Genomic DNA, 25588 nt, shown 5'->3' with positions numbered 1-25588 from the left:
AGGAGTGAGCAAGTGGACGAGACACATGTGGATCGCGGCGTGCTGAGTGCATTGCGCGAAGTGATGGAAGAGAGCTATCCGGGTCTGCTGGATATCTTTCTTGCGGACTCCGAAGAGCGCCTGAAAGTCTTGAGAACAGCTGACAGTGCCGCACTGCTGGTTGAAACGGCCCATAGCTTCAAGGGCAGCAGCAGCAATATGGGCGCCGTCAGGCTGACCAGGCTCCTCCACCAGCTTGAGCAGCAGGCCGCCAGTTTGCCGTGCGCGGCCATTCAGGAGCTGGTCGGCAAAATCGATAACGAGTTTGCCGGTATCCGGCCTCTGTACGAAGCTGAACGACAGCGTTGCCCGGCGAAAATCTGAGCATAAGCTGTATTGGCTCTCCTTCGAGTGAAACTGGCTCGACCTTTGCAGTCAACTCATTCAACTGTACTTAGAGCCCCGTGCAGCGGAGACCGTTTCATGCCCGTTACCCCCGATATTTTGCTTCAGGCCTCCAGGCAGGCCAAGACTCAGGCTGCGTCCGCCAATCCCCCGGCGCTGACCGCTGAGCCCGGGGACAAGGCCGCAAGCTTCGCTCATGTCTACGCCAGCCAGGCCCAGAGCAAGCCCGATGCGTTGGCGGATGCCTCGGTCAAGCCGGGTCGTGACAAAAGCTCTGATGCTGCCGGAAAAAAAGACGCTGGCAACGACACGTCTGCCGCCGGCGAGCCGGTGGTTGCCGATGGCGGCAAATCCTTGCCTGCCGATACGGCGTCGCGGGCTGACGGCAAGACGGCCGACGATGATGCGGCGGATGCCGACCAGGCTCCGGTCGTCGATGCCGCGCCTGTCGATCCGGCGCTTGATCCCTCATTGCAGCAAGCCGTACAGCCAGTGACACCTGCGCCAGTACCGACAACTCCCGCCGTAGCCGACACTGTGCCGCCAGCGGTTGACGCGTCGGTTGCCGCAGCCATCACCACGACAATCACGTCGGCACAGACCGCTACAGACGACAGTTTCGATCCAGAGGCTGATCCTCTCGACGCCCTGCCGGCACTACGCCTGGCGATGGAGCAGAGCGGTCACGTGTCGGCTTCCAGCCAGGCGCAGTCCAAGGCTGCACCGACCCAGGCGCAAGCCCAGGTTGATGGCGAGGTGACGTCGGCGCAACACTTTGCCGCCGGCATGGCGACCCTGCTGGATGTTCAGGCCGACAAAGACAGCACCGGTCAGGGCGACGACAAGGCTTTCAGCGGCTTGATCGATGACGGCCTGAAGGACCTCAAGTCCGCCAGCAGCGACACCCGTGTCGATGATTTCGCCAACCGCCTGGCCGCGCTGACCCAGGCGGCTACCCCGAAGACTGCCAACGCCTTGCCGGTGAACCAACCGATCGCCATGCACCAGAGCGGATGGACCGAAGAGGTGGTGAACCGGGTCATGTACCTGTCCAGCGCCAATCTCAAGGCGGCGGACATCCAGTTGCAGCCCGCTGAGCTCGGACGCCTGGACATTCGGGTGAACATGGTGCCCGATCAACAGACCCAGGTTACGTTCATGAGCGCGCACCCGGGCGTGCGTGAAGCGCTGGATGGCCAGGTTCATCGCTTGCGCGACATGTTCGCCCAGCAGGGCATGGGGCAGGTCGATGTCAACGTTTCGGACCAGTCCCGTGGTTCGCAGCAAGGGCAGGAACAAGCCCGGCAAAGCCAGGCCGGGCGGACCAGCGCCAACGGCGGCCGCCTCGATTCAATGGATGACGACCTGACTCCCGGGGTGGCTGAAGTGGCTGCCAACACCACCAGCGTGATCGGCTCCAGCGCGGTCGATTACTACGCCTGACCAAACGCAAAACCCCCTGTAGGAGCGAGCTTGCTCGCGAAAAACGTGAGAGCGCCGCGTTTATCCAGATGACCCTCGTCATCGTTAACGTCCATCGCGAGCAAGCTCGCTCCTACATGGCATAACACTTGCTCTTGCCTTGCCGTGCGACTGTGAAAACCCGATTAGTGACGGATTATTGGCATGGCGAAGAGCGACGCAGCAGTAAAAGACCCCGCAACCAAAGGCAAACTCAAGCTGATTATCCTGATCGTGGTGGCCCTGCTGCTGGCGATCGGTGTGTCCGTGGGCGCGACCTGGTACTTCATGCACAGCGCTCAGAGCAAGCCTGCCGCCGCCGATGCGCAGACCGCTCTCGTCGGTAAACAGCCAGCGATTTTCGAGCCGATGGCACCGGCTTTCGTGGCCAACTTCAACCAGAACGGTCGCCAGCGCTACATGCAAGTGAGCATCACCATGCTCGCGCGCAACCAGGTGGACCTGGATGCGCTCAAGGTCCACATGCCGGTGATCCGCAATAACCTGGTCATGCTGTTCTCCGGGCAGGACTTCGCCACGCTCGCCTCGCCGGTCGGCCAGGAAATGCTGCGGCAGAAAGCCACCGCCAGCGTGCAGGAAGTGGCGCAGAAAGAGCTCGGCAAAGTGGTGATCGAACAGTTGCTTTTCACTAATTTCGTACTGCAGTAGGAACACGACATGGCCGTGCAGGACCTGCTGTCCCAGGATGAGATCGACGCGCTGTTGCACGGCGTCGACGATGGTCTGGTACAGACCGAAAACGCTGCCGAACCCGGCACCGTCAAAAGCTACGACCTGACCAGCCAGGATCGCATCGTCCGCGGACGGATGCCGACCCTGGAAATGATCAACGAGCGTTTCGCCCGCTATACCCGCATCAGCATGTTCAACATGCTGCGTCGCTCGGCAGACGTGGCGGTTGGCGGCGTGCAGGTGATGAAGTTCGGCGAATACGTGCACTCGCTGTACGTGCCGACCAGTCTCAACCTGGTCAAGATCAAGCCCCTGCGCGGCACCGCGCTGTTCATCCTCGACGCCAAACTGGTGTTCAAGCTGGTGGACAACTTTTTCGGTGGCGACGGCCGGCACGCCAAGATCGAAGGGCGTGAGTTCACCCCGACCGAGCTGCGTGTGGTGCGCATGGTGCTGGAGCAGGCGTTCGTCGATTTGAAAGAGGCCTGGCAGGCGATCATGGAAGTCAACTTCGAGTACATCAACTCGGAAGTGAACCCGGCCATGGCCAACATCGTCGGCCCGAGCGAAGCCATTGTGGTGTCGACCTTCCACATCGAACTCGATGGCGGTGGCGGTGACCTGCACGTGACCATGCCGTACTCGATGATCGAGCCGGTGCGCGAAATGCTCGACGCCGGCTTCCAGTCGGACCTCGACGACCAGGACGAGCGCTGGGTCAACGCCCTGCGCCAGGACGTGCTGGACGTCGACGTGCCAATCGGTGCGACAGTCGCCCGTCGTCAGCTGCGCCTGCGCGACATCCTGCACATGCAGCCGGGGGATGTGATTCCGGTCGACATGCCGGAAGAAATGATCATGCGCGCCAACGGCGTGCCGGCCTTCAAGGTCAAGATGGGTTCGCACAAGGGCAACCTGGCGTTGCAAGTGATCGAGCCGATCGAGCGCCGCTGACCGGCGCTCGTACCCATTCGCAATTAACCGAATTCTGAATTTTTGCTCGCCGAGGACACTGACACTATGAGTACGCAAGACGATCAGGCTCTGGCCGATGAGTGGGCTGCGGCCCTGGAAGAAACCGGTGATGCCGGACAGGCTGATATCGACGCCTTGCTGGCGGCCGATTCCGGCAATTCCGCGTCCAACCGCCTGCCAATGGAAGAGTTCGGCAGCGTGCCGAAAAACAACGACCCGGTCAGCCTCGAAGGCCCGAACCTGGACGTGATCCTCGATATCCCGGTGTCGATTTCCATGGAAGTGGGCAGCACCGATATCAACATCCGCAACCTGCTGCAACTCAACCAGGGTTCGGTGATCGAGCTCGATCGCCTGGCCGGCGAGCCGCTGGACGTGCTGGTCAACGGCACGCTCATCGCCCACGGCGAAGTGGTGGTGGTCAACGAGAAGTTCGGCATCCGCCTGACGGATGTGATCAGCCCAAGCGAACGCATCAAGAAGCTGCGCTGAGTGAAAAAGGTTCTCGGATTTGTGTTGGCGATGCCGTTCAGCGTGCTGGCGGCTGAGCCTGTCGCAACGGCGACCACGGCTGCTGCGCCAGCAGTGAGCAGCGGTGTGGCTGGCCAGCTGACACAACTGGTGTTCGGCTTGCTGCTGGTGCTGGGGCTGATCTTCCTCCTCGCCTGGTTGCTGCGTCGGGTCCAGCAGGCGGGTCCTGCGGGCAAGGGGCAGGTGATCGAGATTGTCGGCTCCCGTGCGCTGGGGCCGCGTGATCGCCTGATGCTGGTACAGGTCGGCAACGAGCAGATTCTGTTGGGCTTGAGCCCTGGCAGCATCACGGCGCTGCACGTCCTCAAGGAGCCGGTGCAAGTGCCGGCTACCGACAAGCCGACACCGGAGTTTGCGCAGCGACTGCTGGAGATGCTGGGTAAAGATCAGAAGGATAAGAAGTAATGGGTGCGCTACGCATCGTCTTGACGCTGGCCCTGATCCTGGCCGCGCCGTTGGCATTCGCCGCCGATCCGCTGTCGATCCCGGCCATCACCCTGGGTACCAATGCGCAGGGTGCGCAGGAATACTCGGTCAGCCTGCAAATCCTGCTGATCATGACCGCGCTGAGCTTCATCCCGGCGTTTGTCATGCTGATGACCAGCTTTACCCGGATCATCATTGTCTTCTCGATCCTGCGCCAGGCCCTGGGCCTGCAGCAGACACCGTCGAACCAGATCCTTACCGGCATGGCGCTGTTCCTGACCCTGTTCATCATGGCGCCGGTGTTCGACCGGGTGAACCAGGACGCCTTGCAGCCGTACCTGGCGGAAAAGCTGACGGCCCAGGATGCGGTCGCCAAGGCGCAGGTGCCGATCAAGGATTTCATGCTCGCCCAGACCCGCACCAGCGATCTGGAGCTGTTCATGCGCCTGTCCAAGCGCACTGACATCGCGACGCCGGATCAGGCGCCTTTGACCATCCTGGTGCCGGCCTTCGTGACCTCCGAGTTGAAAACGGCGTTCCAGATCGGCTTCATGATCTTCATTCCGTTCCTGATCATCGACCTGGTCGTGGCCAGTGTGTTGATGGCCATGGGTATGATGATGCTCTCGCCGCTGATCATTTCCCTGCCGTTCAAGATCATGTTGTTCGTGCTGGTGGATGGCTGGGCGCTGATCATCGGCACACTGGCCAGCAGTTTTGGCGGTGTCTCGCCATGACACCAGAAGTTGCGGTCGACATCTTCCGTGAAGCGCTGTGGCTGACCACCATGATGGTGGCGGTGCTGGTGATTCCGAGTCTGCTGGTGGGCCTGCTGGTGGCGATGTTCCAGGCGGCCACCCAGATCAACGAACAGACCTTGAGCTTCCTGCCGCGCCTGCTGGTGATGCTGGTGACCCTGATCGTCGCCGGACCGTGGCTGGTGCAGACTTTCATGGAGTACATCCTGCAGTTGTACGGCAGCATTCCGCAGGTCATCGGTTAAACCATGTCCTCGCTGCTGCAACTGACGGATACCCAGATCAGTACCTGGGTGGCGGCGTTCATGTTGCCGTTGTTTCGCGTCGGCGCCTTGCTGATGGTCATGCCGGTGTTCGGCACGTCCCTGGTGCCCAAGCGCATCCGCCTGTATTTCGCCCTGGCCATCACCGTAGTCATCGCGCCCAGCCTGCCACCGATGCCGGCGGTGAATGCGCTGGACTTGAGCGGGTTGTTGCTGATTGCCGAGCAGATCCTGGTCGGCGCGATCCTGGGGTTCTCGCTGCAGTTGTTCTTCCAGGCGTTCGTGGTTGCCGGGCAGATCGTCGCGATCCAGATGGGCATGGGTTTCGCCTCGATGGTCGACCCCACCAACGGCGTGTCGGTGGCGGTGATCGGGCAGTTCTTCACCATGCTGGTGACGCTGATGTTCCTGGCGATGAATGGCCATCTGGTGGTGTTCGAGGTGCTCAGCGAAAGCTTCACCACGCTGCCGGTCGGCAGTGGGTTGATGGTCAATCATTACTGGGAACTGGCCGGCAAGCTCGGCTGGGTGCTCGGTGCGGCACTGTTGCTGGTGCTGCCGGCCATCACCGCGCTGCTGGTGGTCAACATCGCCTTTGGCGTGATGACCCGGGCCGCGCCGCAACTGAACATCTTTTCCATCGGTTTCCCACTGACCCTGGTGCTCGGCCTGTTTATCGTCTGGGTCGGGCTGGCGGACATTCTCAACCAGTATCAACCGCTGGCCACCGAGGCCCTGCAGTTTTTACGCGAACTGGCAAAGGCGCGCTGAGACATGGCTGAGAGCGAAAGCGGTCAGGACAAGACAGAAGACCCCACTGAGAAAAAGACAAAGGACGCCCGGGAGAAGGGTGAGATCGCCCGTTCCAAGGAGCTCAATACCCTGGCGATCATGCTCGCCGGTGCCGGTGCCCTGCTGGTGTTCGGCGGAGCGCTGGCCCAGGACATGATGGAGTTGATGCGCCTGAATTTTTCCCTGTCGCGGGAGGTGGTGCTGGATCAGCGCGCGATGGGCACCTATCTGCTGCACTCGGGGCAGATTGCCCTGCTGGCGATTCAGCCGGTGATGATCACCTTGTTGCTCGCCGCCTTGATCGGTCCGATATCCCTCGGCGGCTGGTTGTTCGCAGCCGGTTCCATGGCCCCGAAATTCAGCCGAATGAACCCCGGTGCAGGCCTCAAGCGCATGTTCTCGGCCAAGGCCGTGGCCGAACTGCTCAAGGCTCTGGCGAAGTTTTTCATCGTGTTGTTCGTGGCCTTGCTGGTGTTGTCGGCGGACATCGATGACCTGCTGCGCATCGCCCACGAACCGCTGGACCGGGCGATCATCCACAGCCTGCAAGTGGTCGGCTGGAGCACCCTGTGGATGGCTTGCGGGCTGATCATCATCGCCGCCGTCGATGTGCCGATACAGCTCTGGGAAAGCATCAAGAAACTCAAGATGACCAAGCAGGAAGTGCGCGACGAGCACAAGGACCAGGAAGGTCGTCCGGAGGTCAAGCAGCGGATTCGTCAGTTGCAGCGCGAGATGTCGCAGCGGCGGATGATGGCGGCGATTCCCGATGCCGACGTGGTCATCACCAACCCGACGCACTACGCCGTGGCCCTCAAGTACGACCCGGACAAAGGCGGGGCGCCGATGCTGATCGCCAAGGGTAGTGACTTCCTGGCGTTGAAAATCCGCGAGATCGCGGCGGCCAACGAGATTTTGCTGCTGGAATCTCCGGCGCTGGCACGCTCGATCTACTACTCCACCGAGCTTGAGCAGGAAATTCCCGGCGGGCTGTATCTGGCGGTCGCGCAGGTGCTGGCTTACGTCTACCAGATTCGTCAGTACCGCGCGGGCAAGGGCAAGCGACCGGATCCGCTCAAGGATGACCTGCCGATTCCGCCGGATTTGCGCCGCGATTCCTGAGTTTCGCGCTGTCGCTGCTGGCTCCTTCGCGGGCAAGCCCGCTCCCACTGGGTTCTGCGCAAGCCGCACTGGCCTGCGCCGGCCTTTTCAGCTCAGCGCCTGATTTTGAGTAGCATTCCGGCGAGGACGTCGTCCTTGTCGATAAAGTGGTGTTTTATGGCCACCAGCAGATGTCCGCCGACCAGTGCGCCACAGAACCACGATGTCCAGGTATGAATGTACTTGGCCAGGTCGTAGAGGTCTGGATCAGGGGCAACCAGAGGCGGTAAAAGAAACAGTCCCGCCACAAGAATCGGTTTGTCTGCAACAGAGCTCCAGTACCAGCCTGAAAGAGGCAAGCCAATCAGCGCAATGGCGTAAAGCAGGATGTGCCCCATCATCGCGCCTTGCTTCATCAGTCCGCTCATATGCTCTGGCAGCGCTGGAGGCCGATGCTTCAGGCGCCAGGCAACTCGCGCGACAATCATGAAAAGCAGCGTGCTAGCCAATGCCTTGTGCAAAAAAGTGAGTTCGTGGTGGGGGTTCAGTTCATCTCGCCAGTGCGTGGCCAGGATCCCCAGCGTCCAACTGCTCATCCAGACAAGTGCCATGCCCCAGTGCAGCCACTTGGCGGTGTTGGTGTATTCCGTGGTTTTTGCCTTCGGCATCGTTGCCTTCCTCCTATTCAAGGTCTTGTCGATTTGCATCGTGGCGCGCGATGTTGGAGGGGGTGCATTAACCGACTATTAGGCCGGCGCAAATTCAAGCGGTCGCGGCCAGCGAAAGCCCTCTGTTTCGCCCCTTCGCAAAAGTTGGAAAGCTTCTTGCAGTAGCCGCCCCGAGCCTGCTTCAGGCGTCAAAAGTTTGCTTTAAAGGAACGGGGAATACCGGTGGATCGCTCTCAGTTAATCAACAGTGCCCGCAGCAACATTGCCGACCTCAGTCGAGGCAATCTGGGCGTGCCGCTGTTGCTGCTGGTCATGCTGGCGATGATGATGCTGCCGGTGCCGCCGTTCCTGCTCGACGTGTTCTTCACCTTCAACATTGCCCTGTCCATCGTCGTGCTGCTGGTGTGCGTCTACGCCTTGCGGCCGCTGGATTTTGCGGTGTTCCCGACCATTCTGCTGGTGGCGACGCTGTTGCGCCTGGCGTTGAACGTGGCCTCCACGCGAGTGGTGATGCTCCACGGCCAGGACGGCCACGCGGCCGCCGGCAAGGTGATCCAGGCCTTCGGCGAGGTGGTGATCGGCGGTAACTACGTGGTCGGTATCGTGGTCTTCGCGATCTTGATGATCATCAACTTCGTCGTGGTCACCAAGGGCGCGGGGCGGATTTCCGAGGTGAGCGCGCGTTTCACCCTCGATGCGATGCCCGGCAAGCAAATGGCGATCGACGCCGACCTCAACGCCGGCCTCATCGATCAGAACCAGGCCAAGCTGCGCCGGATGGAAGTCGCTCAGGAAGCCGAGTTCTACGGTTCGATGGACGGTGCCAGCAAATTCGTCCGTGGTGATGCCATCGCCGGCCTGCTGATCCTGTTCATCAACCTGATCGGCGGCATGGCGGTCGGTATCTTCCAGCACGGCATGACCTTCGGCGACGCCGGCAAGGTGTATGCGCTGCTGACCATCGGTGACGGTTTGGTGGCGCAATTGCCATCACTGTTGTTATCGACAGCGGCGGCGATCATGGTGACCCGTGCTTCCGGTTCGGAAGACATGGGCAAGCAGATCAATCGGCAGATGTTCGCTTCGCCCAAGGCGCTGGCGGTAGCAGCCGGTTTGATGGCGGTCATGGGCCTGGTGCCCGGCATGCCGCACTTCTCGTTCCTGAGCATGGCGGCCCTGGCGGCCGGTGGCGCCTACCTGTTCTGGAAAAAGCAGAACGTCGCCAAGGTGCAGGCCCTGCAAGAGGTCAAGCGCCAGCAGGAGTTGCTGCCGTCGCCGGCCCGCGCCGCGGAAACCAAGGAGCTTGGCTGGGATGACGTGACGCCCATCGACATGATCGGCCTGGAAGTGGGATATCGCCTGATTCCGCTGGTGGACCGCAACCAGGGCGGCCAGTTGCTGGCGCGGATCAAGGGGGTGCGCAAGAAGCTGTCCCAGGATCTGGGCTTCCTGATGCCGACGGTGCATATCCGCGACAACCTCGACCTGGCGCCAAGCGCCTATCGCCTGACCCTCATGGGGGTGATCCTGGCCGAGGCAGAGATTTACCCGGATCGCGAGCTGGCGATCAACCCGGGGCAGGTCTACGGCACGCTCAACGGCATTACCGCCAAAGATCCGGCTTTCGGCCTGGAGGCGGTCTGGATCGAAATCAGCCAGCGCGCCCAGGCGCAATCCCTCGGTTATACGGTGGTCGATGCCAGTACAGTAGTGGCAACCCACCTGAACCAGATACTCTACAAGCATTCCAGTGAACTGATCGGTCACGAAGAAGTGCAGCAACTCATGCAATTGCTGGCCAAAAGCTCGCCGAAACTGGCCGAGGAGCTGGTGCCGGGCGTGGTTTCGCTGTCGCAGCTGCTCAAGGTCCTGCAAGCGCTGCTGGCCGAACAAGTGCCTGTGCGTGACATCCGCAGCATTGCCGAGGCCATCGCCAACAATGCCGCCAAGAGTCAAGATACCGCCGCGTTGGTGGCTGCCGTGCGGGTTGGCGTATCCCGCGCAATCGTGCAAAGCATTGTAGGCACTGAGTCGGAGCTGCCAGTTATCACGCTGGAGCCAAGGTTGGAACAGATATTGCTCAATAGTCTGCAGAAGGCAGGGCAAGGCTCGGAAGAGGGTGTTCTGCTGGAGCCAAGCATGGCTGAGAAGCTGCAGCGCTCGCTGATCGACGCGGCGCAGCGCCAGGAGATGCAAGGTCAACCGGTGATTCTGCTGGTGGCCGGTCCGGTTCGCGCGATGCTCTCGCGATTTGGCCGGCTCGCAGTCCCGGGATTGCACGTGTTGGCTTATCAGGAAATCCCTGACAACAAGCAAGTGACCATCGTTGCGACAGTAGGGCCCAACGGCTGAGGTAGTGGTTTATGCAAGTTAAGCGTTTTTTCGCCGCCGATATGCGTCAGGCCATGAAGCTGGTTCGCGATGAGCTGGGCGCTGATGCCGCCATTATCGGCAACCGCCGGATCGCCGGCGGGGTCGAGCTGACGGCTGCGCTGGACTACAAATTGTCGGCGCTGGCGCCGCGTGTTCCGAACATGGAACTCGAAGACGAGCTGCGCAAGACGCAGTCGCGGATCGTCACCGCCCAGGCCGAATTGAGCCTGCGTGGCGAGGGCGAGAGCGACAACAGCACCAACCGTCAGTTGTTCGCAGGCCTGCCGTTGACCGCCGCGGAACCATTGATCGAACCAACGTACGCCGAACCTCGTCGTCCCGCACCGGCCGCTGCACCGGCATCCGCTGGCGTGGACCCGCGCGCGTTCGACTCGATGCGTTTCGAGCTCAACAGCCTGCGCGAACTCATGGAAGTCCAGCTCGGGTCCCTGGCCTGGAATCAGCTGCAAGGCAGCCGTCCGGACCAGGCCAATCTCTGGCGTCGCCTGCAACGTATTGGCCTGTCTGGCCCGCTGTCGCGCGATTTGCTGGCGCTGACCACTGAAATCCAGGAGCCCCGTCAGGCCTGGCGCATGCTGCTGGCGCACCTGGCGCGCATGATCGTTACCCCGGAAGTCGAGCCACTGGAAGAGGGCGGTGTGATCGCCATGGTCGGTCCTGCCGGCATGGGCAAGACCACCACCCTGGCCAAGCTGGCGGCCCGTTACGTGCTCAAGTACGGCGCGCAGAACATTGCGCTGGTGAGCATGGACAGCTTCCGCATCGGTGCCCAGGAGCAGCTCAAGACCCTGGGGCGCATTCTCAATGTGTCGGTGACCCACGTCGATCCGGGCCAGTCCCTGGTGCAGGCGCTGGAGCCATTGCTGCGCAAGCGCGTGGTGCTGATCGATACCGCCGGCCTGCAGGCCAGCGATCCGGCCCTGCGCATGCAGCTTGAGAGTCTGGCCGGTCGTGGCATCCGCTCGAAAAATTATCTGGTCCTGGCAACCACCAGCCAGAAACAGGTTCTAACCGCCGCTTATCATAGTTACAAGCGTTGCGGGCTCGCTGGCTGCATCCTGACTAAACTGGATGAAACGGCAAGCCTGGGCGAGGTGTTGAGCCTGGCCATCAGTCATGAGCTGCCGGTGGCGTACCTGACCGATGGTCCGCGGATTCCGGATGATCTTCATCTGCCGCGCCGTCATCAGTTGGTCAGTCGCGCCGTCAGCGTGCAAATGCAGGAAGAACCCAGCGAGGAAGCCATGGCTGACATGTTCGCTGACATCTACCACAGCCCGACCAAGCAGGTTGGCTGAGGTAATAATGAATCGTTTTTGTACCTACATCGATGGTCTGCCATGCATTGTTCCGTTTGTGAACGCGCAGCCAGTAATGTGGCCTCCGTCTATGCAAGACAAGGTAAAGAAATAACATGGGCAGCATGCATCCCGTACAGGTGATCGCGGTGACCGGCGGCAAAGGTGGCGTCGGGAAAACTAACGTGTCAGTGAACTTGTCCCTGGCTTTGGCCGAGCTTGGCCGGCGCGTCATGCTGCTGGACGCCGACCTGGGACTGGCGAACGTCGACGTTCTGCTGGGCCTGACACCCAAACGTACCCTGGCCGACGTGATCGAGGGCCGCTGCGAACTGCGCGATGTACTGCTGCAGGGACCAGGCGGCATTCGTATCGTTCCGGCCGCATCCGGCACACAAAGCATGGTTCATCTGAGCCCTGCGCAACACGCTGGCCTGATCCAGGCCTTCAGTGATATCGGCGACAACCTCGACGTCCTGGTGATCGACACCGCCGCGGGCATTGGTGAGTCGGTCGTCAGCTTCGTTCGCGCAGCCCAGGAAGTACTGCTGGTGGTGTGCGACGAGCCGACCTCGATTACCGATGCCTACGCCTTGATCAAGTTGCTCAATCGCGACTACGGCATGAACCGCTTCCGCGTCCTGGCCAACATGGCCCAGAGCCCGCAGGAAGGGCGCAACCTGTTCGCCAAGTTGACCAAGGTCACGGATCGCTTCCTCGACGTCGCCCTACAATACGTCGGCGCGGTGCCTTACGACGAAAGCGTGCGCAAGGCCGTGCAGAAGCAGCGCGCTGTCTACGAGGCGTTCCCGCGCTCCAAGTGCTCGCTGGCGTTCAAGGCCATCGCGCAGAAGGTCGATACCTGGCCGCTGCCGGCCAACCCGCGCGGGCACCTGGAGTTTTTCGTCGAGCGTCTCGTGCAGCAGACAGCAGGACCTGTGCTATGACAGCCAGCGGTTACAACCTCTACAAAAAATCAGCTCGTGATGCGCAGTACGAGCTGATCGAGCGTTACGCGCCGCTGGTTAAACGCATTGCTTACCACTTGCTGGCGCGCTTGCCGGCCAGTGTCCAGGTCGAAGACCTGATCCAGGCCGGGATGATCGGCCTGCTTGAAGTGTCTACCAAATATGACGCCAGCAAAGGCGCCAGTTTCGAGACGTACGCGGGCATTCGAATCCGCGGCGCCATGCTCGATGAAGTGCGCAAGGGGGACTGGGCGCCTCGTTCGGTTCACCGCAATACGCGCATGGTCAGCGACGCTATTCGCTCGATTGAAGCGAAAACCGGCCGTGACGCTAAAGATCACGAAGTTGCGGCCGAACTCCAATTGAGTCTCGACGATTACTACGGAATTTTGAACGACACGCTGGGCAGCCGCTTATTCAGTTTCGACGACCTGTTGCAGGACGGCGAACACGAAGGGCTGCACGAGGATGGCGCGAGTGCTCATCTCGAGCCGTCACGCGATCTGGAAGATGAACGCTTCCAGGCTGCGCTGGCGGATGCGATTGCCAATTTGCCGGAGCGTGAGCGACTGGTGTTGGCGCTGTACTACGACGAAGAGTTGAACCTCAAGGAAATCGGTGAGGTCCTGGGGGTCAGCGAATCGCGGGTCAGCCAGTTACACAGCCAGTGCGCGGCCCGTTTGCGGGGGCGTTTGGGGGAGTGGCGAGCGCGCTGAAGGCAGTGTGGGGACACTGCGAACGAGGCTGGTGTGGTGTTGAACTACCCCGGTCTCGATCTGTTGTGCTCCATACAGTCATTGAGTGCTTTGCCGGATTGATTGAAATGGCGCGTCCAGGTGCTGGGCGCGTTTAAGACTGCTTGGAGGTCGAATTGGACAAGAACATGAAAATCCTCATCGTTGATGACTTCTCAACGATGCGGCGGATCATCAAGAACCTGCTGCGTGACCTTGGGTTCACCAACACCGTCGAGGCCGACGATGGCACTACCGCCATTCCGGTGCTCAACAGCGGAAGCATCGACTTTCTGGTAACGGACTGGAACATGCCTGGCATGACCGGTATCGATCTGCTGCGCCACGTGCGTGCCGATGAGAAGCTCAAGCACCTGCCGGTGCTGATGGTGACCGCTGAAGCCAAGCGTGAGCAGATCATCGAAGCGGCCCAGGCCGGCGTTAACGGCTATGTGGTCAAACCCTTCACGGCCCAGGCGTTGAAAGAAAAAATCGAGAAGATTTTCGAACGCATCGGTTGATGAGTGCGCCACGGGGGAGCTATGGGCAATAACGAATCTTCATTGGGCGATTTCGAGTCGACCCTGAAAAAACACGCCGTCGAATTGGTCGCGAGCCTTGAAAAAGGCAAGTTCGGCGACGCGGTGCAATTGATCCATGAGCTCAACCAGACCCGTGACCGCGGCCTGTATCAGGAGGTGGGCAAGCTCACCCGCGAGCTGCACAGCGCGATCGTCAATTTCCAGATTGACCCGCACATGCCGCAAGCCGAAGAAGTGTCGCAGATCACCGATGCCGCCGAGCGCCTGGGGTATGTGGTCAAGCTGACCGAGGCCGCAGCCAATCGCACCATGGATCTGGTGGAAAGTGCCACGCCTCTGGTCAACAGCCTGGCGGATGAGGCCCAGGCCTTGAGTACGGACTGGGGACGCTTCATGCGTCGTGAAGTCGGCGCCGAGGAGTTCCGTGAATTGGCCCGGCGGGTCGACGGCTTCCTGGCACGCAGCGGCACGGACAATCGCGCGGTGTCGGGCAACCTCAACGACATCCTGCTCGCCCAGGATTACCAGGACCTCACGGGGCAAGTGATCAAGCGCGTGACCCAGTTGGTCACCGAAGTTGAAAGCAACCTGCTCAAGCTCGTGCTCATGGCCAGCCAGGTGGACCGCTTTGCGGGCATCGAACATGACCGTGAAGCGATGCTTGCTGAAAAAGATCCACAAAAACATCTCTCTCAGGGTGAAGGTCCGCAGATTCATGCCGATAAAAGAGAAGACGTTGTGTCCGGTCAGGACGATGTGGACGATTTGTTATCCAGCCTGGGATTCTAGAGTTTTAGCATTTTAGGTTTTTTGGGTTTTTAGACCTGTAGGAGCACCCCCTTAATGAGCTTCGGCGCCGATGAAGAGATCCTTCAGGATTTCCTGGTTGAGGCCGGCGAGATTCTAGAGCAACTGTCCGAGCAACTGGTCGAGCTGGAAAGCCGTCCGGATGATGCGGATCTGCTCAATGCAATTTTTCGCGGTTTTCACACTGTAAAAGGGGGCGCCGGCTTCCTCCAGCTCAACGAGCTGGTGGAGTGCTGCCACATCGCCGAGAACGTGTTCGACATCCTGCGCAAGGGTGAGCGTCGCGTCGATTCGGAACTGATGGACGTGGTTCTCGAAGCGCTGGACGCGGTGAACGGCATGTTCAGCGAAGTCCGCGAGCGCGGCCCGATCACGGCTGCAACGCCTGAGCTGCTGGCGGCACTGGCCCGTCTGGCCGAGCCGCAGTCGGCTGACGAGGTGGCCTCTGCGCCTGTTGCCGCCGTGGTCGAAGCGCCGGTGGCTGAAGCCGATTCGGGCGACATTACCGATAATGAATTTGAACAGTTGCTGGACTCGCTGAATGCCGTCAAGGCCCAGGCCGAGGCGCCGGCGGCTGTGTCTGCGCCGGTCAGCGATACCGCTGCCAGCGATGAAATCACCGATGCCGAGTTCGAGTCGTTGCTCGATCAGTTGCACGGCAAAGGCCAGTTCGCCGTCGATGCGGTTGCGCCGGCTCCGGCTGCGCCAGAAGCACCGAAAGCGGCGGGCGACAGTTCCGATATTACTGACGACGAATTTGAAGCACTGCTCGACCAGTTGCACGGCAAGGGCAACTTCGCCGTCGAGGCGCTGGAATCGGCCATTGCTTCGGTGCCTGCACCTGCAGCACCTACCGCCGCGGCGGCCGGCAGCGATCTGATTTCCGATCACGAGTTCGAAGCGCTGCTTGACGAACTGCACGGCAAGGGCAAGTTCAGCGAAGTCGGCACCGCGACTGTGGCCAATGGTTCGAATGCGACTGTTGCGGCACCGGCAGCCAAGGCCGCGGCGCCGAAACCGGTCGCCAAGGCCCCGGAGCCAAAAGCCGAAGCCCCGGCAGCCGCTGCCGCCCCGGCTGCTGCACCGGCATCGTCCCGCGCTCCGGCCGCGCCACCGGCGGAAAAACCGGCGAGCGAAGCCGAGACCACCGTACGCGTCGACACTGCGCGCCTCGATGAGATCATGAACATGGTCGGCGAATTGGTGCTGGTGCGTAACCGCCTGGTCCGCCTGGGCCTCAACAGCGGCGACGAAGCCATGTCCAAGGCCGTGTCGAACCTCGACGTGGTCACGGCCGACCTGCAGACCGCGGTCATGAAGACCCGGATGCAACCGATCAAGAAAGTCTTCGGGCGCTTCCCGCGCCTGGTTCGCGACCTGGCGCGCCAGCTCAAGAAAGAGATCAACCTGGAACTGGTCGGCGAAGAAACCGACCTCGACAAGAACCTCGTCGAGGCCCTGGCCGACCCGCTGGTCCACTTGGTGCGCAACGCGGTCGACCACGGCATCGAGTCGCCGGAAGAGCGCGAAGCCTCGGGCAAGGCCCGTGGCGGTAAGGTGATCCTGGCGGCCGAGCAGGAAGGCGATCACATCCTGCTGTCGATCTCCGACGACGGCAAAGGCATGGACCCGAATGTCCTGCGTTCCATCGCGGTAAAACGCGGTGTGATGGACAAGGATGCCGCCGATCGCCTGAGCGATACCGAATGCTACAACCTGATCTTCGCCCCGGGTTTCTCGACCAAGACCGAGATTTCCGACGTATCGGGTCGCGGCGTGGGCATGGACGTGGTGAAAACCAAGATTTCCCAGCTCAATGGCTCGATCAACATCTACTCGGCCAAGGGCCAGGGTTCGAAGATCGTCATCAAAGTGCCGCTGACCCTGGCGATCATGCCGACGCTGATGGTCATGCTCGGCAACCAGGCGTTTGCGTTCCCGCTGGTGAACGTCAACGAGATCTTCCACCTCGACCTGTCGACCACCAACGTCGTGGACGGCCAGGAAGTGGTAATCGTGCGGGACAAGGCGCTGCCATTGTTCTATCTCAAACGCTGGCTGGTCAGCTCCGCCGCTCACGAAGAGCAGCGCGAGGGCCACGTGGTGATCCTTTCGGTGGGCACGCAGCGGATCGGCTTTGTCGTCGATCAACTGGTGGGCCAGGAAGAAGTGGTCATCAAGCCATTGGGCAAAATGCTCCAGGGGACTCCGGGCATGTCCGGCGCCACCATCACCGGTGACGGCCGCATCGCGCTGATTCTCGATGTTCCGAGCATGCTCAAGCGTTACGCCACACGGCGTATTTGATTCTGGTGGAGCGGGGCGCCTGGCCTCGCTCCATCTAATGGAGTGTTTATGGCAGTCAAGGTCCTGGTGGTGGACGATTCGGGGTTTTTCCGCCGCCGCGTCTCGGAAATTCTTTCAGCGGATTCCAATATCCAGGTCGTCGGCACGGCGACCAACGGCAAAGAGGCGATCGATCAGGCACTGGCGCTCAAGCCAGACGTGATCACCATGGACTACGAGATGCCGATGATGGACGGCATCACCGCCGTGCGGCACATCATGCAACGCTGCCCGACCCCGGTCCTGATGTTCTCCTCGCTGACCCACGAAGGCGCCCGGGTCACCCTGGATGCGCTGGATGCCGGCGCGGTGGACTTCCTGCCGAAGAACTTCGAAGACATCTCGCGCAACCCCGAGAAGGTCAAGCAACTGCTGTGCGAGAAGATCCTGAGCATCTCGCGCAGTAATCGTCGTGTCAGTCACTACAGCGCTCCAGCACCTGTCGCTGCGCCAGCCCCGATGCCCGCGCCTTCGAGCGTGGGCAGTTTTGGCAGCAGCGCGCCCGTGCGTCCGGCTCCGGCACCGATCCCTGCGCGTACGCATGCGGCCAGCCCGTCGTCACCTGCGCCAAAACGCAAAAACTACAAGCTGGTTGCCATCGGCACCTCCACCGGCGGACCGGTCGCCCTGCAGCGGGTCCTGACTCAGTTGCCGGCCAATTTCCCGGCGCCGATCGTGCTGGTTCAACACATGCCGGCGGCCTTCACCAAGGCCTTCGCCGAACGCCTGGACAAGCTCTGCCGCATCAGCGTCAAGGAAGCCGAGGATGGCGACATCCTGCGTCCGGGCCTGGCGCTGCTGGCACCGGGTGGCAAGCAGATGATGATCGACGGCCGTGGCGCGGTGAAAATCCTCCCGGGTGACGAGCGTCTGAACTACAAGCCGTGCGTGGATATCACGTTCGGCTCGGCCGCCAAGACCTACGGCGACAAAGTTCTGGCGGTCGTCCTGACCGGCATGGGCGCCGACGGTCGTGAAGGCGCGCGCCTGCTCAAGCAGGGCGGCAGTTCGATCTGGGCACAGGACGAAGCCAGTTGTGTGATCTACGGCATGCCGATGGCCATCGTCAAAGCTGAACTGGCCGACGCGGTGTACAGCCTCGACGACATTGGCAAGCACCTGGTCGAGGCTTGTATCTGATGGATGTTCTAAGCCTGATCGGCATCATCATGGCCTTCGTCGCCATCATTGGCGGCAACTACCTTGAAGGCGGTCACCTCGGCGCCCTGGCCAACGGCCCGGCAGCGCTGATCGTGCTCGGCGGCACCATTGGCGCCGCGCTGCTGCAATCGCCGATGAGCGCCTTCAAGCGCGCCATGCAGATCCTTGCCTGGATCCTGTTCCCGCCGCGCGTTGACCTCGCCGGTGGCATCGACCGGGTAGTGAACTGGAGCCTGACCGCGCGCAAGGAAGGCCTGTTGGGCCTTGAAGGAATCGCCGACGCCGAGCCCGACAACTACGCGCGCAAAGGCTTGCAACTGCTGGTCGACGGCGCCGAGCCGGAAGCGATCCGCAGCATTCTGGAAGTGGATTTCTACACCCAGGAAAGCCGCGATGTCGAAGCGGCCAAGGTCTTCGAAAGCATGGGCGGTTACGCGCCGACCATCGGCATCATCGGTGCGGTGATGGGCCTGATTCACGTGATGGGCAACCTCGGTGATCCGTCGCAACTGGGTAACGGCATCGCCGTGGCCTTCGTCGCCACCATCTACGGCGTGGCCAGTGCCAACCTGGTGCTGCTGCCGATTGCCGCCAAACTCAAATCCATCGCGCTGCGCCAGTCGCGTTATCGCGAAATGTTGCTGGAAGGACTGCTGTCGATCGCCGAAGGTGAAAACCCACGCTCAATTGAGTTGAAGCTCCAGGGCTTCATGGATTGATGGGGGTAATGGACTATGGCTCGTCGTCGTCAACATGATGAACATGTAAACCATGAACGTTGGCTGGTTTCCTATGCCGACTTCATCACCTTGCTGTTTGCTTTTTTCGTGGTGATGTACTCGATCTCGTCGATCAATGAAGGCAAGTACAAGGTCATTTCCGAAGCGCTGGTCGGGGTCTTTACCGACTCCGATCGCTCGCTCAAGCCGATCCCCATTGGTGACGAGCGGCCGAAGACCGTGACCCCGGCCAAGCCGCTGGTCAAGGACAGTGACCAGGTCGATGCCGGTGTCTCCGGCGCCAACGACCCGCTCAAAAGCATCGCCGACGACATCAGTGCGGCGTTCGGTGACCTGATCAGCTCCAACCAGATGACCGTGCGTGGCAACGAGTTGTGGGTCGAGATCGAGCTCAATTCAAGTCTGTTGTTCGGCAGTGGCGATGCCATGCCCAGCGACATCGCGTTCAACATCATCGACAAGGTCGCGGCGATCCTCAAGCCGTTCGACAACCCGATTCATGTCGAAGGTTTCACTGACGATCAGCCGATCCGCACCGCGCAGTACCCGACCAACTGGGAGCTGTCCTCGGCCCGCTCGGCCAGCATCGTGCGCATGTTGGCGATGCAGGGGGTGAACCCCGGTCGCCTGGCTTCGGTCGGTTATGGCGAGTTTCAGCCAGTGGCCAACAACGCCACCGCCGAAGGCCGCGCGCGCAACCGTCGCGTGGTGCTGGTGGTGTCGCGCAACCTCGATGTGCGCCGCAGCCTGACCGGCACCGGAACCGCTAATGCGCAACCGGATGCCGCCTTGAAGCGTGCTGGCACACAAACTGCACCGACCCCGGTCAAGTCGCCGGTACGAGAGAACGCCGTCAATTCTCCGTCACCCGTATTAACACGTTGAGCTATTTCTCGGACGATCCGTTCGGCCGGGAGGAACAATCCGAATGAGAGTCTGGGCAGTCGCCAATCAAAAGGGTGGTGTCGGTAAAACCACTTCCTCCATCGCTTTAGCCGGGTTGCTGGCCGAGGCGGGCAAGCGCGTGGTCGTGGTCGATCTCGACCCTCATGGCTCCATGACCAGCTACTTCGGTTACGACCCCGACACCCTGGAACACAGCAATTACGACCTGTTCCTGCACAAGGGCAACGTGCCCCAAGGCCTGCCGGGTCAACTGCTGCTGTCGACCAGCGACGAACGCATCTCCCTGTTGCCCTCCAGCACCGCGCTGGCCACCCTTGAGCGCCAGTCGCCGGGGCAGAGCGGTTTGGGCCTGGTGATTGCCAAGAGCCTGGCGCAACTGTGGCAGGACTTCGATTACGCGGTGATCGACAGCCCGCCATTGCTCGGCGTGCTGATGGTCAATGCCTTGGCGGCGAGCCAGCAACTGGTGATCCCGGTGCAGACCGAACACCTGGCGGTCAAGGGCCTCGAGCGCATGGTCAACACCCTGGCGATGATCAACCGCTCACGCAAACAGGCATTGCCATTCACCATCGTGCCGACCCTGTTTGACCGGCGCACCCAGGCGTCCCTCAGCACATTGCGTGTGCTGCGCGACAAATTCCCCGACGAAATCTGGCAAGGCTACATCCCGGTGGACACGCGCCTGCGCGATGCCAGCCGTGCCGGGTTGACACCTTCGCAGTTCGACGGCAAGAGCCGTGGCGTTCTCGCCTACCGTGCGTTGCTCAAGCATCTGCTGGCGGCGCAACTCGTTCCGCAGGTGGCCTGACATGACCCCGATCCCTGTAGGAGCGAGCCTGCTCGCGATGGTCGTCAACGATGACGCGGGAAACCTGACATGACCCCGATCCCTGTAGGAGCGAGCTTGCTCGCGATGGTCGTCAACGATGACGCGGGAAACCTGACATGACCCCGATCCTTGTAGGAGCGAGCCTGCTCGCGATGGTCGTCAACGATGACGCGGGAAACCTGACACCCCATGGCGCGCTCAGGCTCATCGCGAGCAGGCTCGCTCCTACAGGTGCGTGCGCATGAACCGCCCATTGAAGACCTCCTCGCGCCCGCAACTGGCGTTGCAGTCCTACCTGGACAGCCTGCTGCAGGAAGTGACTGAAGAGTTGACGCTGCCCCTGGAGGCAGTGGCCGAGGAGATCACCGCCGAAACCGTGCTGGACGAGTTCCAGGCTGCCGTGCTCGAAGAACAGGCCCGGGATGCGCAGAAAACCGCGCCTGTGGTTGCGCCAGTCGCACCGGTGGCCAAGGTGCCGGTGGCTGTGGTCGAAGCGCCGGAGCCCGTCATGGCACCGGTATCGACCCTTGCGCCGCTGTTGCAAACCCTGAGCGCTCCCGTCATTGAAGCGCCTGTGGCGCTAGAGACTCCGGTTATCGAAGAGCCTCAGACGCTGGTTCCGCCCGTCGTCGAAGTGCACCTGCCACCGAGCAACACGCCGCCACCGGTGGAGTCCGACGGTCGTCCATCCTGGGCTGCCGAACCGTTCGAGTGCCTGCTGTTCGATGTCGCCGGTTTGACCCTGGCAGTGCCACTGGTGTGCCTGGGGTCGATCTATTCCCTGGCCGGTCACGAGCTGACGCCGCTGTTCGGCCAACCCGAATGGTTCCTGGGCATCCTGCCGAGCCAGGCCGGCAACCTCAAGGTGCTCGATACCGCGCGTTGGGTCATGCCCGATCGCTACCGCGACGATTTCAAGCAGGGCCTGCAATACGTGATTTCGGTGCAAGGCTACGAGTGGGGGCTGGCGGTGCATCAGGTCAGCCGCTCGTTGCGCCTGGACCCGAATGAAATCAAATGGAGAAGTCATCGAGGTCAGCGGCCATGGCTCGCCGGCACGGTGATTGAGCACATGTGCGCCTTGCTCGACGTCGCCTCGTTGGCGGAGTTGATCGCCAGTGGCGGGGCAAAGCACATGTCCGGCAGCAAGCCGAACCACAAACCGACAAACGTTAAATAAACAACAGGCGACGGCACTCGATGGCGTTGCACGGAACACACACCGCTAGGGCGGTTTCTTGAGGGGTCAGGGTATGAATGATAAGGCGACGGCGGCAAAGGGTTCCGAAGATCCGATCCTGCAATGGGTCACCTTCAAGCTGGACAACGAGACCTACGGCATCAACGTGATGCGCGTCCAGGAAGTCCTGCGCTACACCGAAATCGCCCCGGTCCCGGGTGCGCCGAGCTACGTGCTGGGCATCATCAACCTGCGCGGCAACGTCGTCACCGTGATCGACACCCGCCAGCGCTTCGGCCTGATGAATGCCGAGATCAGCGACAACACCCGTATCGTCATCATCGAAGCCGACAAGCAAGTGGTCGGGATCATGGTCGACAGCGTGGCCGAAGTGGTTTACCTGCGTCAGTCGGAAATCGAAACCGCGCCGAACGTGGGTAATGAAGAGTCCGCCAAGTTCATTCAAGGCGTGTGCAACAAGAACAACGAATTGCTCATCCTGGTCGAGTTGGACAAGATGATGAGCGAAGAAGAATGGTCGGAACTGGAGAGTATCTGATTGATTCTCGAGGTTGCGGTCATTGTCCTGTTCCTGTTTTGGGCAGGTACGCTGGCAATGTTCCTGGCGTACATTCGCGCCCAGAAGCAGATCGCCGTGCAACAGGCCAAGGGTGATGCGCTGCGTGACCAGCGCATCAAGGACCTGGGCAAACGCGTCGACGACTACCAGAACGGCAACGTGCGCATGGGCGAAGACCTGCATGAATTGCGGGCGATCGTTGCGCCATTGCCGGACAAACTCGCTCAGCTGGAACAACGCGACCCCTCGAGCCTGTCGTTCGCCCAGGCGGCGCGACTGGTCGGGATGGGCGCCAGCGTCAACGAACTGACCCAGTCCTGCGGCTTGACCCAGGCTGAGGCGGAGTTGATGAGCAAGTTGCACAAGAACTGAGTGTTGCTATCCGGCTGAAATCGCCTTCGCGAGCAAGCCCGCTCCCACACTGGATCAATGTCGTACACAAAATTTGTGTTCACAGAGGACCAAATGTGGGAGCGGGCTTGCTCGCGAAGGCGTCCTCGAATGCGCAGCAATCTTCCTCGCGATCCGACGCATTCCTCTCTATCCTCAGACCGGGACTACGCCTTCGTAGTCTCCAGCCTATAACACTCTCAGACTCCACCGTCTTGAGCTCGCAGCCAGCGATCAGTAGTTTGAACCACTCAAACCTATACAGTGCCAGGAAGGCTTATGATCGACATTTTGCGTGGTACACCGCTGTGGGTTTATGCGGTGTTTTTTATTCTGAGTTACTACGGTGTCATCGCCTGTTTCAGGAACCACATATCGAAAAGGTCATTGCAGATATCCCCGGTGATATTCGTGGCTCTGTCCCTCGCATCGCTCAATCCCTCCCAGGACATTGCAATCCAGCTTTCAACCTATGCGTCGGGATTACTCGCGGGGTGGTTGCTGGCACAGCGTTTTTTCTCGTACAACAATCTGCAGTGCGAAGGGAAATATCTGGTTCTACCCGGTACGATCAAGATACTGATTGTGTATTGGGGCTTTTTTGCCTGGCGTTATTACGAAGGTTACCAGGCGGCCATGTATCCGGAACTGGCCAATGAAATGTCGACGGTTGCCGGAGCGGCGCTCGGGGCGGGGCTCATCAATGGCCTGATTGTCGGTCGCAGTTTCAAGCTATTGCATTTTTTCAAGTTTGAACACGTCACGCGCCGGAGTTGATGAGCAAGTTGCGCAAGAACTGAGTTTTTGCGGTTTTTTGAGATTGCCTTCGCGAGCAAGCCCGCTCCCACACTGGATCAATGTCGCACACAAAATTTGTGTTCGCGAAGGCCCAAATGTGGGAGCGGGCTTGCTCGCGAAGGCGTCCTCAAAAGCTCAGTAATCATCCCCGCGCTCGGTAACATCCTTCTCCACCATCAACGCATCCGGATCCTGCCCAGCCGGAAACTTCCCCTTCACCTTCGACACACACACGTAATGATCTCGGCGATCGAGAGATAAAGCCCCCATCCACGTCCGCAATCCCAGTACATCCATTTTCGCGAACAGGCGCTTCGAGATCTCGGGCAGGGTCGCCCCTGGGATACGACCTACGTGGTCCTAGGAATTGGACTACTTGATTTGAGGAAAGGGCTGACTTGAGACGGTCGGCTTCCGTCCGTACCGTGCGGTGCCTGTATTTGCTCTTGGTTTTGGGCTGATGTCCTGCACATGTTCAAACACGGAAATTCACCATGCGCCCCATCATCGTAATCGACGACCCGACCTCTGATGGAGGGCGGGTGTGTGAAGGATCGCCCTGGACGGATATCAACGGTCTCGCGGTTGCGAGAGTCGGAGATCGAGTCTTGTGTCCGCACGGGGAATGCATGATCGAAAGTGGTGATGAAACACTGCTGGTCGATGACAGGGCGGTTGCTCGTGACGGTGACCTGACTTCCTGCGGTGCAAGGCTGATCGCTACGCAAAAGGACACTGGCCTTCTCTAAGGAACAGAGATGGAATATCGAACAAGTATCTACGATCGGATCTCCGAACGACGGTTGGCGGCGCAGGAGGCGCAACGTCTGGCGGACGCGTTATTTTCCACGGGGGATTTCGCCTCCAGCTGCGTCAGCATTGCACGGGCCTGGGTCTGGCTACCTTGCGGCCCCTATGACGCACCGTTGCCAGTGAGCGAACTGGCAAGGATGCGTAGCAACTTCTCTCATGACCCACGCCTGCTTGATGCGCGCGGACTGCGGCGGCCCATTCGCCGTCTCGCCACTCCCGCCGCGGGATGGCCAGCAGTCGAGGCGCTTGGGCGTTCCAGTGAAATCCTGCAGGGCGCCCTGAAAAAATGGGCGTCGACAATGCGGGACTCAATCGACTGGTCGAACACTCAGGTTGTGTTGTTTGTTCCAGATGCTGTCGGCGCGATGGACTGGATTGATCGAGCCGAGGGCCTGTGGCCTCGGGAGCTGATGCCGCTACATGGTTTTGACCTGCAGACCCAAGCCCCGGGGCAGTGGTTGCTCGAGGTCCTTGGTCACAGTGCCGGGCCGCAGTACCTGTTGTGCCTGAGTCTGGACACATGGGTCTGCAAGGAGCAGGCGTCGTGTTGCGCACCTGATGAGATGGCTGGCGAAGCGGTCAGCGCGGTGTTGCTGCGTCGTCAGCCAAAGCTGACGGACCCGCAGACCGCCAACGCTCTGAAACTGTTTGCGCCGATCCAGCTGGATCACCCGGCGCGCACTTCCCAGGCGCGTACCGACACGCAAACCCTCGAGCTGTTGATGGCAAAACTGTGCAAGCTCACGGCCATCGATCCGGCGCGAGTCAGCGTGCTGATCGGAGAGGGCGCACTCGGTGACAACCGTCTCACTCAGCTCGGCGAATATGCCCGGAAATTCTTGCCTGGGCTGGACCTCGATCATCAGGTTCGCCTCAACACACTCAGCGCCCGGTTCGGGCCTGTGACCGAGCAATGGGTGCAAATCGGCCTCGCCTGGCTGACTGCAACCGCTAAACCTGGCTGCGCAGTATGGATACTGGATCGCAGGTTGTCCGACCAGACCCGGGGCTGGCTGATCGGCTGAAGCCTCATGCATTTGTGAAACA

28 protein-coding genes and 1 pseudogene are annotated in these 25588 nt (G+C 60.8%); 27 read left to right on the top strand and 2 right to left on the bottom strand.

Annotation, left to right across the window (positions count from 1 at the left end; all coding sequences use genetic code 11):
• Positions 1–12 precede the first annotated feature (12 nt).
• From KGA88_RS12050 to flhB, 10 genes are all read left to right on the top strand, one after another.
• On the top strand, positions 13–363 hold the full coding sequence (locus tag KGA88_RS12050) for an Hpt domain-containing protein (RefSeq protein ID WP_223591230.1): 351 nt from the start codon (positions 13–15) through the stop codon (positions 361–363).
• 99 nt (positions 364–462) lie between these two features.
• Complete coding sequence (locus tag KGA88_RS12045; protein WP_223591228.1) at positions 463–1827, top strand: flagellar hook-length control protein FliK; 1365 nt, start codon at positions 463–465, stop codon at positions 1825–1827.
• A gap of 183 nt (positions 1828–2010) precedes the next feature.
• Positions 2011–2514 (top strand): flagellar basal body-associated protein FliL, encoded by a 504-nt coding sequence (fliL, locus tag KGA88_RS12040; RefSeq protein WP_110659564.1) that lies wholly within the window; start codon positions 2011–2013, stop codon positions 2512–2514.
• A 9-nt stretch (positions 2515–2523) separates the two neighbouring features.
• Entirely contained in the window at positions 2524–3492 is a 969-nt protein-coding gene (gene fliM, locus KGA88_RS12035) for a flagellar motor switch protein FliM (protein ID WP_103394738.1), read from the top strand.
• Between the two features lie 66 nt (positions 3493–3558).
• A complete protein-coding gene (gene fliN, locus KGA88_RS12030) occupies positions 3559–4005 on the top strand; it encodes a flagellar motor switch protein FliN (RefSeq protein WP_095944071.1) in 447 nt (148 codons plus the stop codon).
• A gap of 30 nt (positions 4006–4035) precedes the next feature.
• Positions 4036–4449, top strand: a complete 414-nt coding sequence (gene fliO / locus KGA88_RS12025; RefSeq protein WP_263296104.1) for a flagellar biosynthetic protein FliO — start codon at positions 4036–4038, stop codon at positions 4447–4449.
• Complete coding sequence (fliP, locus tag KGA88_RS12020) at positions 4449–5207, top strand: flagellar type III secretion system pore protein FliP (RefSeq protein ID WP_110659566.1); 759 nt, start codon at positions 4449–4451, stop codon at positions 5205–5207. The genes fliO and fliP overlap by 1 nt, the downstream gene beginning before the upstream one ends.
• Positions 5204–5473: a flagellar biosynthesis protein FliQ gene (gene fliQ / locus KGA88_RS12015; protein WP_007948918.1), complete on the top strand. Its 270-nt coding sequence runs from the start codon at positions 5204–5206 to the stop codon at positions 5471–5473. The genes fliP and fliQ overlap by 4 nt, the downstream gene beginning before the upstream one ends.
• Before the next feature lie 3 nt (positions 5474–5476).
• Positions 5477–6262, top strand: coding sequence for a flagellar biosynthetic protein FliR (fliR, locus tag KGA88_RS12010; protein WP_223591224.1), 786 nt, complete (start codon positions 5477–5479; stop codon positions 6260–6262).
• A gap of 3 nt (positions 6263–6265) precedes the next feature.
• Positions 6266–7405, top strand: a complete 1140-nt coding sequence (flhB, locus tag KGA88_RS12005; RefSeq protein WP_223591222.1) for a flagellar biosynthesis protein FlhB — start codon at positions 6266–6268, stop codon at positions 7403–7405.
• Between the two features lie 92 nt (positions 7406–7497).
• Here flhB and KGA88_RS12000 read toward each other — a convergent pair whose 3' ends face one another.
• Entirely contained in the window at positions 7498–8052 is a 555-nt protein-coding gene (locus KGA88_RS12000; protein ID WP_223591220.1) for a cytochrome b, read from the bottom strand.
• 222 nt (positions 8053–8274) lie between these two features.
• On the opposite strand from KGA88_RS12000, the gene flhA reads away from it, so the two are divergent.
• The 15 genes from flhA to KGA88_RS11925 all read left to right on the top strand — a co-directional run bounded on the left by flhA (position 8275) and on the right by KGA88_RS11925 (position 23707).
• On the top strand, positions 8275–10404 hold the full coding sequence (gene flhA, locus KGA88_RS11995) for a flagellar biosynthesis protein FlhA (RefSeq protein WP_110661507.1): 2130 nt from the start codon (positions 8275–8277) through the stop codon (positions 10402–10404).
• Between the two features lie 11 nt (positions 10405–10415).
• Positions 10416–11744, top strand: a complete 1329-nt coding sequence (flhF, locus tag KGA88_RS11990) for a flagellar biosynthesis protein FlhF (protein ID WP_223591218.1) — start codon at positions 10416–10418, stop codon at positions 11742–11744.
• A gap of 116 nt (positions 11745–11860) precedes the next feature.
• Entirely contained in the window at positions 11861–12691 is an 831-nt protein-coding gene (fleN, locus tag KGA88_RS11985; protein WP_007975361.1) for a flagellar synthesis regulator FleN, read from the top strand.
• Positions 12688–13428, top strand: coding sequence for an RNA polymerase sigma factor FliA (gene fliA, locus KGA88_RS11980; protein WP_007894214.1), 741 nt, complete (start codon positions 12688–12690; stop codon positions 13426–13428). The genes fleN and fliA overlap by 4 nt, the downstream gene beginning before the upstream one ends.
• Before the next feature lie 167 nt (positions 13429–13595).
• Complete coding sequence (locus tag KGA88_RS11975; protein WP_003183998.1) at positions 13596–13967, top strand: chemotaxis response regulator CheY; 372 nt, start codon at positions 13596–13598, stop codon at positions 13965–13967.
• Between the two features lie 21 nt (positions 13968–13988).
• Positions 13989–14777 carry a protein phosphatase CheZ gene (locus KGA88_RS11970; RefSeq protein ID WP_110661503.1) on the top strand — a complete coding sequence of 263 codons (789 nt, stop codon included), beginning with the start codon at positions 13989–13991 and terminating at the stop codon, positions 14775–14777.
• A 54-nt stretch (positions 14778–14831) separates the two neighbouring features.
• Complete coding sequence (locus KGA88_RS11965) at positions 14832–17102, top strand: chemotaxis protein CheA (protein ID WP_223591215.1); 2271 nt, start codon at positions 14832–14834, stop codon at positions 17100–17102.
• A 48-nt stretch (positions 17103–17150) separates the two neighbouring features.
• Positions 17151–18281 (top strand): chemotaxis response regulator protein-glutamate methylesterase, encoded by a 1131-nt coding sequence (locus KGA88_RS11960; protein ID WP_110661499.1) that lies wholly within the window; start codon positions 17151–17153, stop codon positions 18279–18281.
• Positions 18281–19021, top strand: coding sequence for a flagellar motor protein (locus KGA88_RS11955; RefSeq protein ID WP_085716992.1), 741 nt, complete (start codon positions 18281–18283; stop codon positions 19019–19021). The genes KGA88_RS11960 and KGA88_RS11955 overlap by 1 nt, the downstream gene beginning before the upstream one ends.
• A gap of 15 nt (positions 19022–19036) precedes the next feature.
• Positions 19037–19927, top strand: coding sequence for a flagellar motor protein MotD (motD, locus tag KGA88_RS11950; RefSeq protein WP_223591213.1), 891 nt, complete (start codon positions 19037–19039; stop codon positions 19925–19927).
• A gap of 43 nt (positions 19928–19970) precedes the next feature.
• Positions 19971–20759 (top strand): ParA family protein, encoded by a 789-nt coding sequence (locus KGA88_RS11945; RefSeq protein WP_223591211.1) that lies wholly within the window; start codon positions 19971–19973, stop codon positions 20757–20759.
• A 262-nt stretch (positions 20760–21021) separates the two neighbouring features.
• Complete coding sequence (locus tag KGA88_RS11940; protein ID WP_223591208.1) at positions 21022–21960, top strand: CheW domain-containing protein; 939 nt, start codon at positions 21022–21024, stop codon at positions 21958–21960.
• Positions 21961–22033: 73 nt separating this feature from the next.
• Positions 22034–22519 carry a chemotaxis protein CheW gene (locus KGA88_RS11935; protein WP_007980742.1) on the top strand — a complete coding sequence of 162 codons (486 nt, stop codon included), beginning with the start codon at positions 22034–22036 and terminating at the stop codon, positions 22517–22519.
• Positions 22520–22912 carry a DUF2802 domain-containing protein gene (locus tag KGA88_RS11930; protein ID WP_110663368.1) on the top strand — a complete coding sequence of 131 codons (393 nt, stop codon included), beginning with the start codon at positions 22520–22522 and terminating at the stop codon, positions 22910–22912.
• A gap of 297 nt (positions 22913–23209) precedes the next feature.
• Positions 23210–23707, top strand: coding sequence for a hypothetical protein (locus tag KGA88_RS11925; protein WP_223591206.1), 498 nt, complete (start codon positions 23210–23212; stop codon positions 23705–23707).
• Positions 23708–23863: 156 nt separating this feature from the next.
• On the opposite strand, the pseudogene KGA88_RS11920 reads toward KGA88_RS11925, so the two are convergent.
• A pseudogene (locus KGA88_RS11920) lies at positions 23864–23991 on the bottom strand (flagellar biosynthesis protein FlhB); the annotation flags it as partial.
• Between the two features lie 231 nt (positions 23992–24222).
• Here KGA88_RS11920 and KGA88_RS11915 point away from each other — a divergent pair.
• A complete protein-coding gene (locus KGA88_RS11915; protein WP_150673909.1) occupies positions 24223–24477 on the top strand; it encodes a PAAR domain-containing protein in 255 nt (84 codons plus the stop codon).
• 9 nt (positions 24478–24486) lie between these two features.
• Complete coding sequence (locus tag KGA88_RS11910; protein WP_223591203.1) at positions 24487–25566, top strand: hypothetical protein; 1080 nt, start codon at positions 24487–24489, stop codon at positions 25564–25566.
• The last annotated feature ends 22 nt before the right edge of the window (positions 25567–25588 follow it).

Origin of the sequence: Pseudomonas sp. A-R-19, assembly GCF_019956575.1 — a bacterium.
Lineage (GTDB): Bacteria > Pseudomonadota > Gammaproteobacteria > Pseudomonadales > Pseudomonadaceae > Aquipseudomonas.
This window is presented reverse-complemented; position numbering and strand designations above follow the sequence as displayed.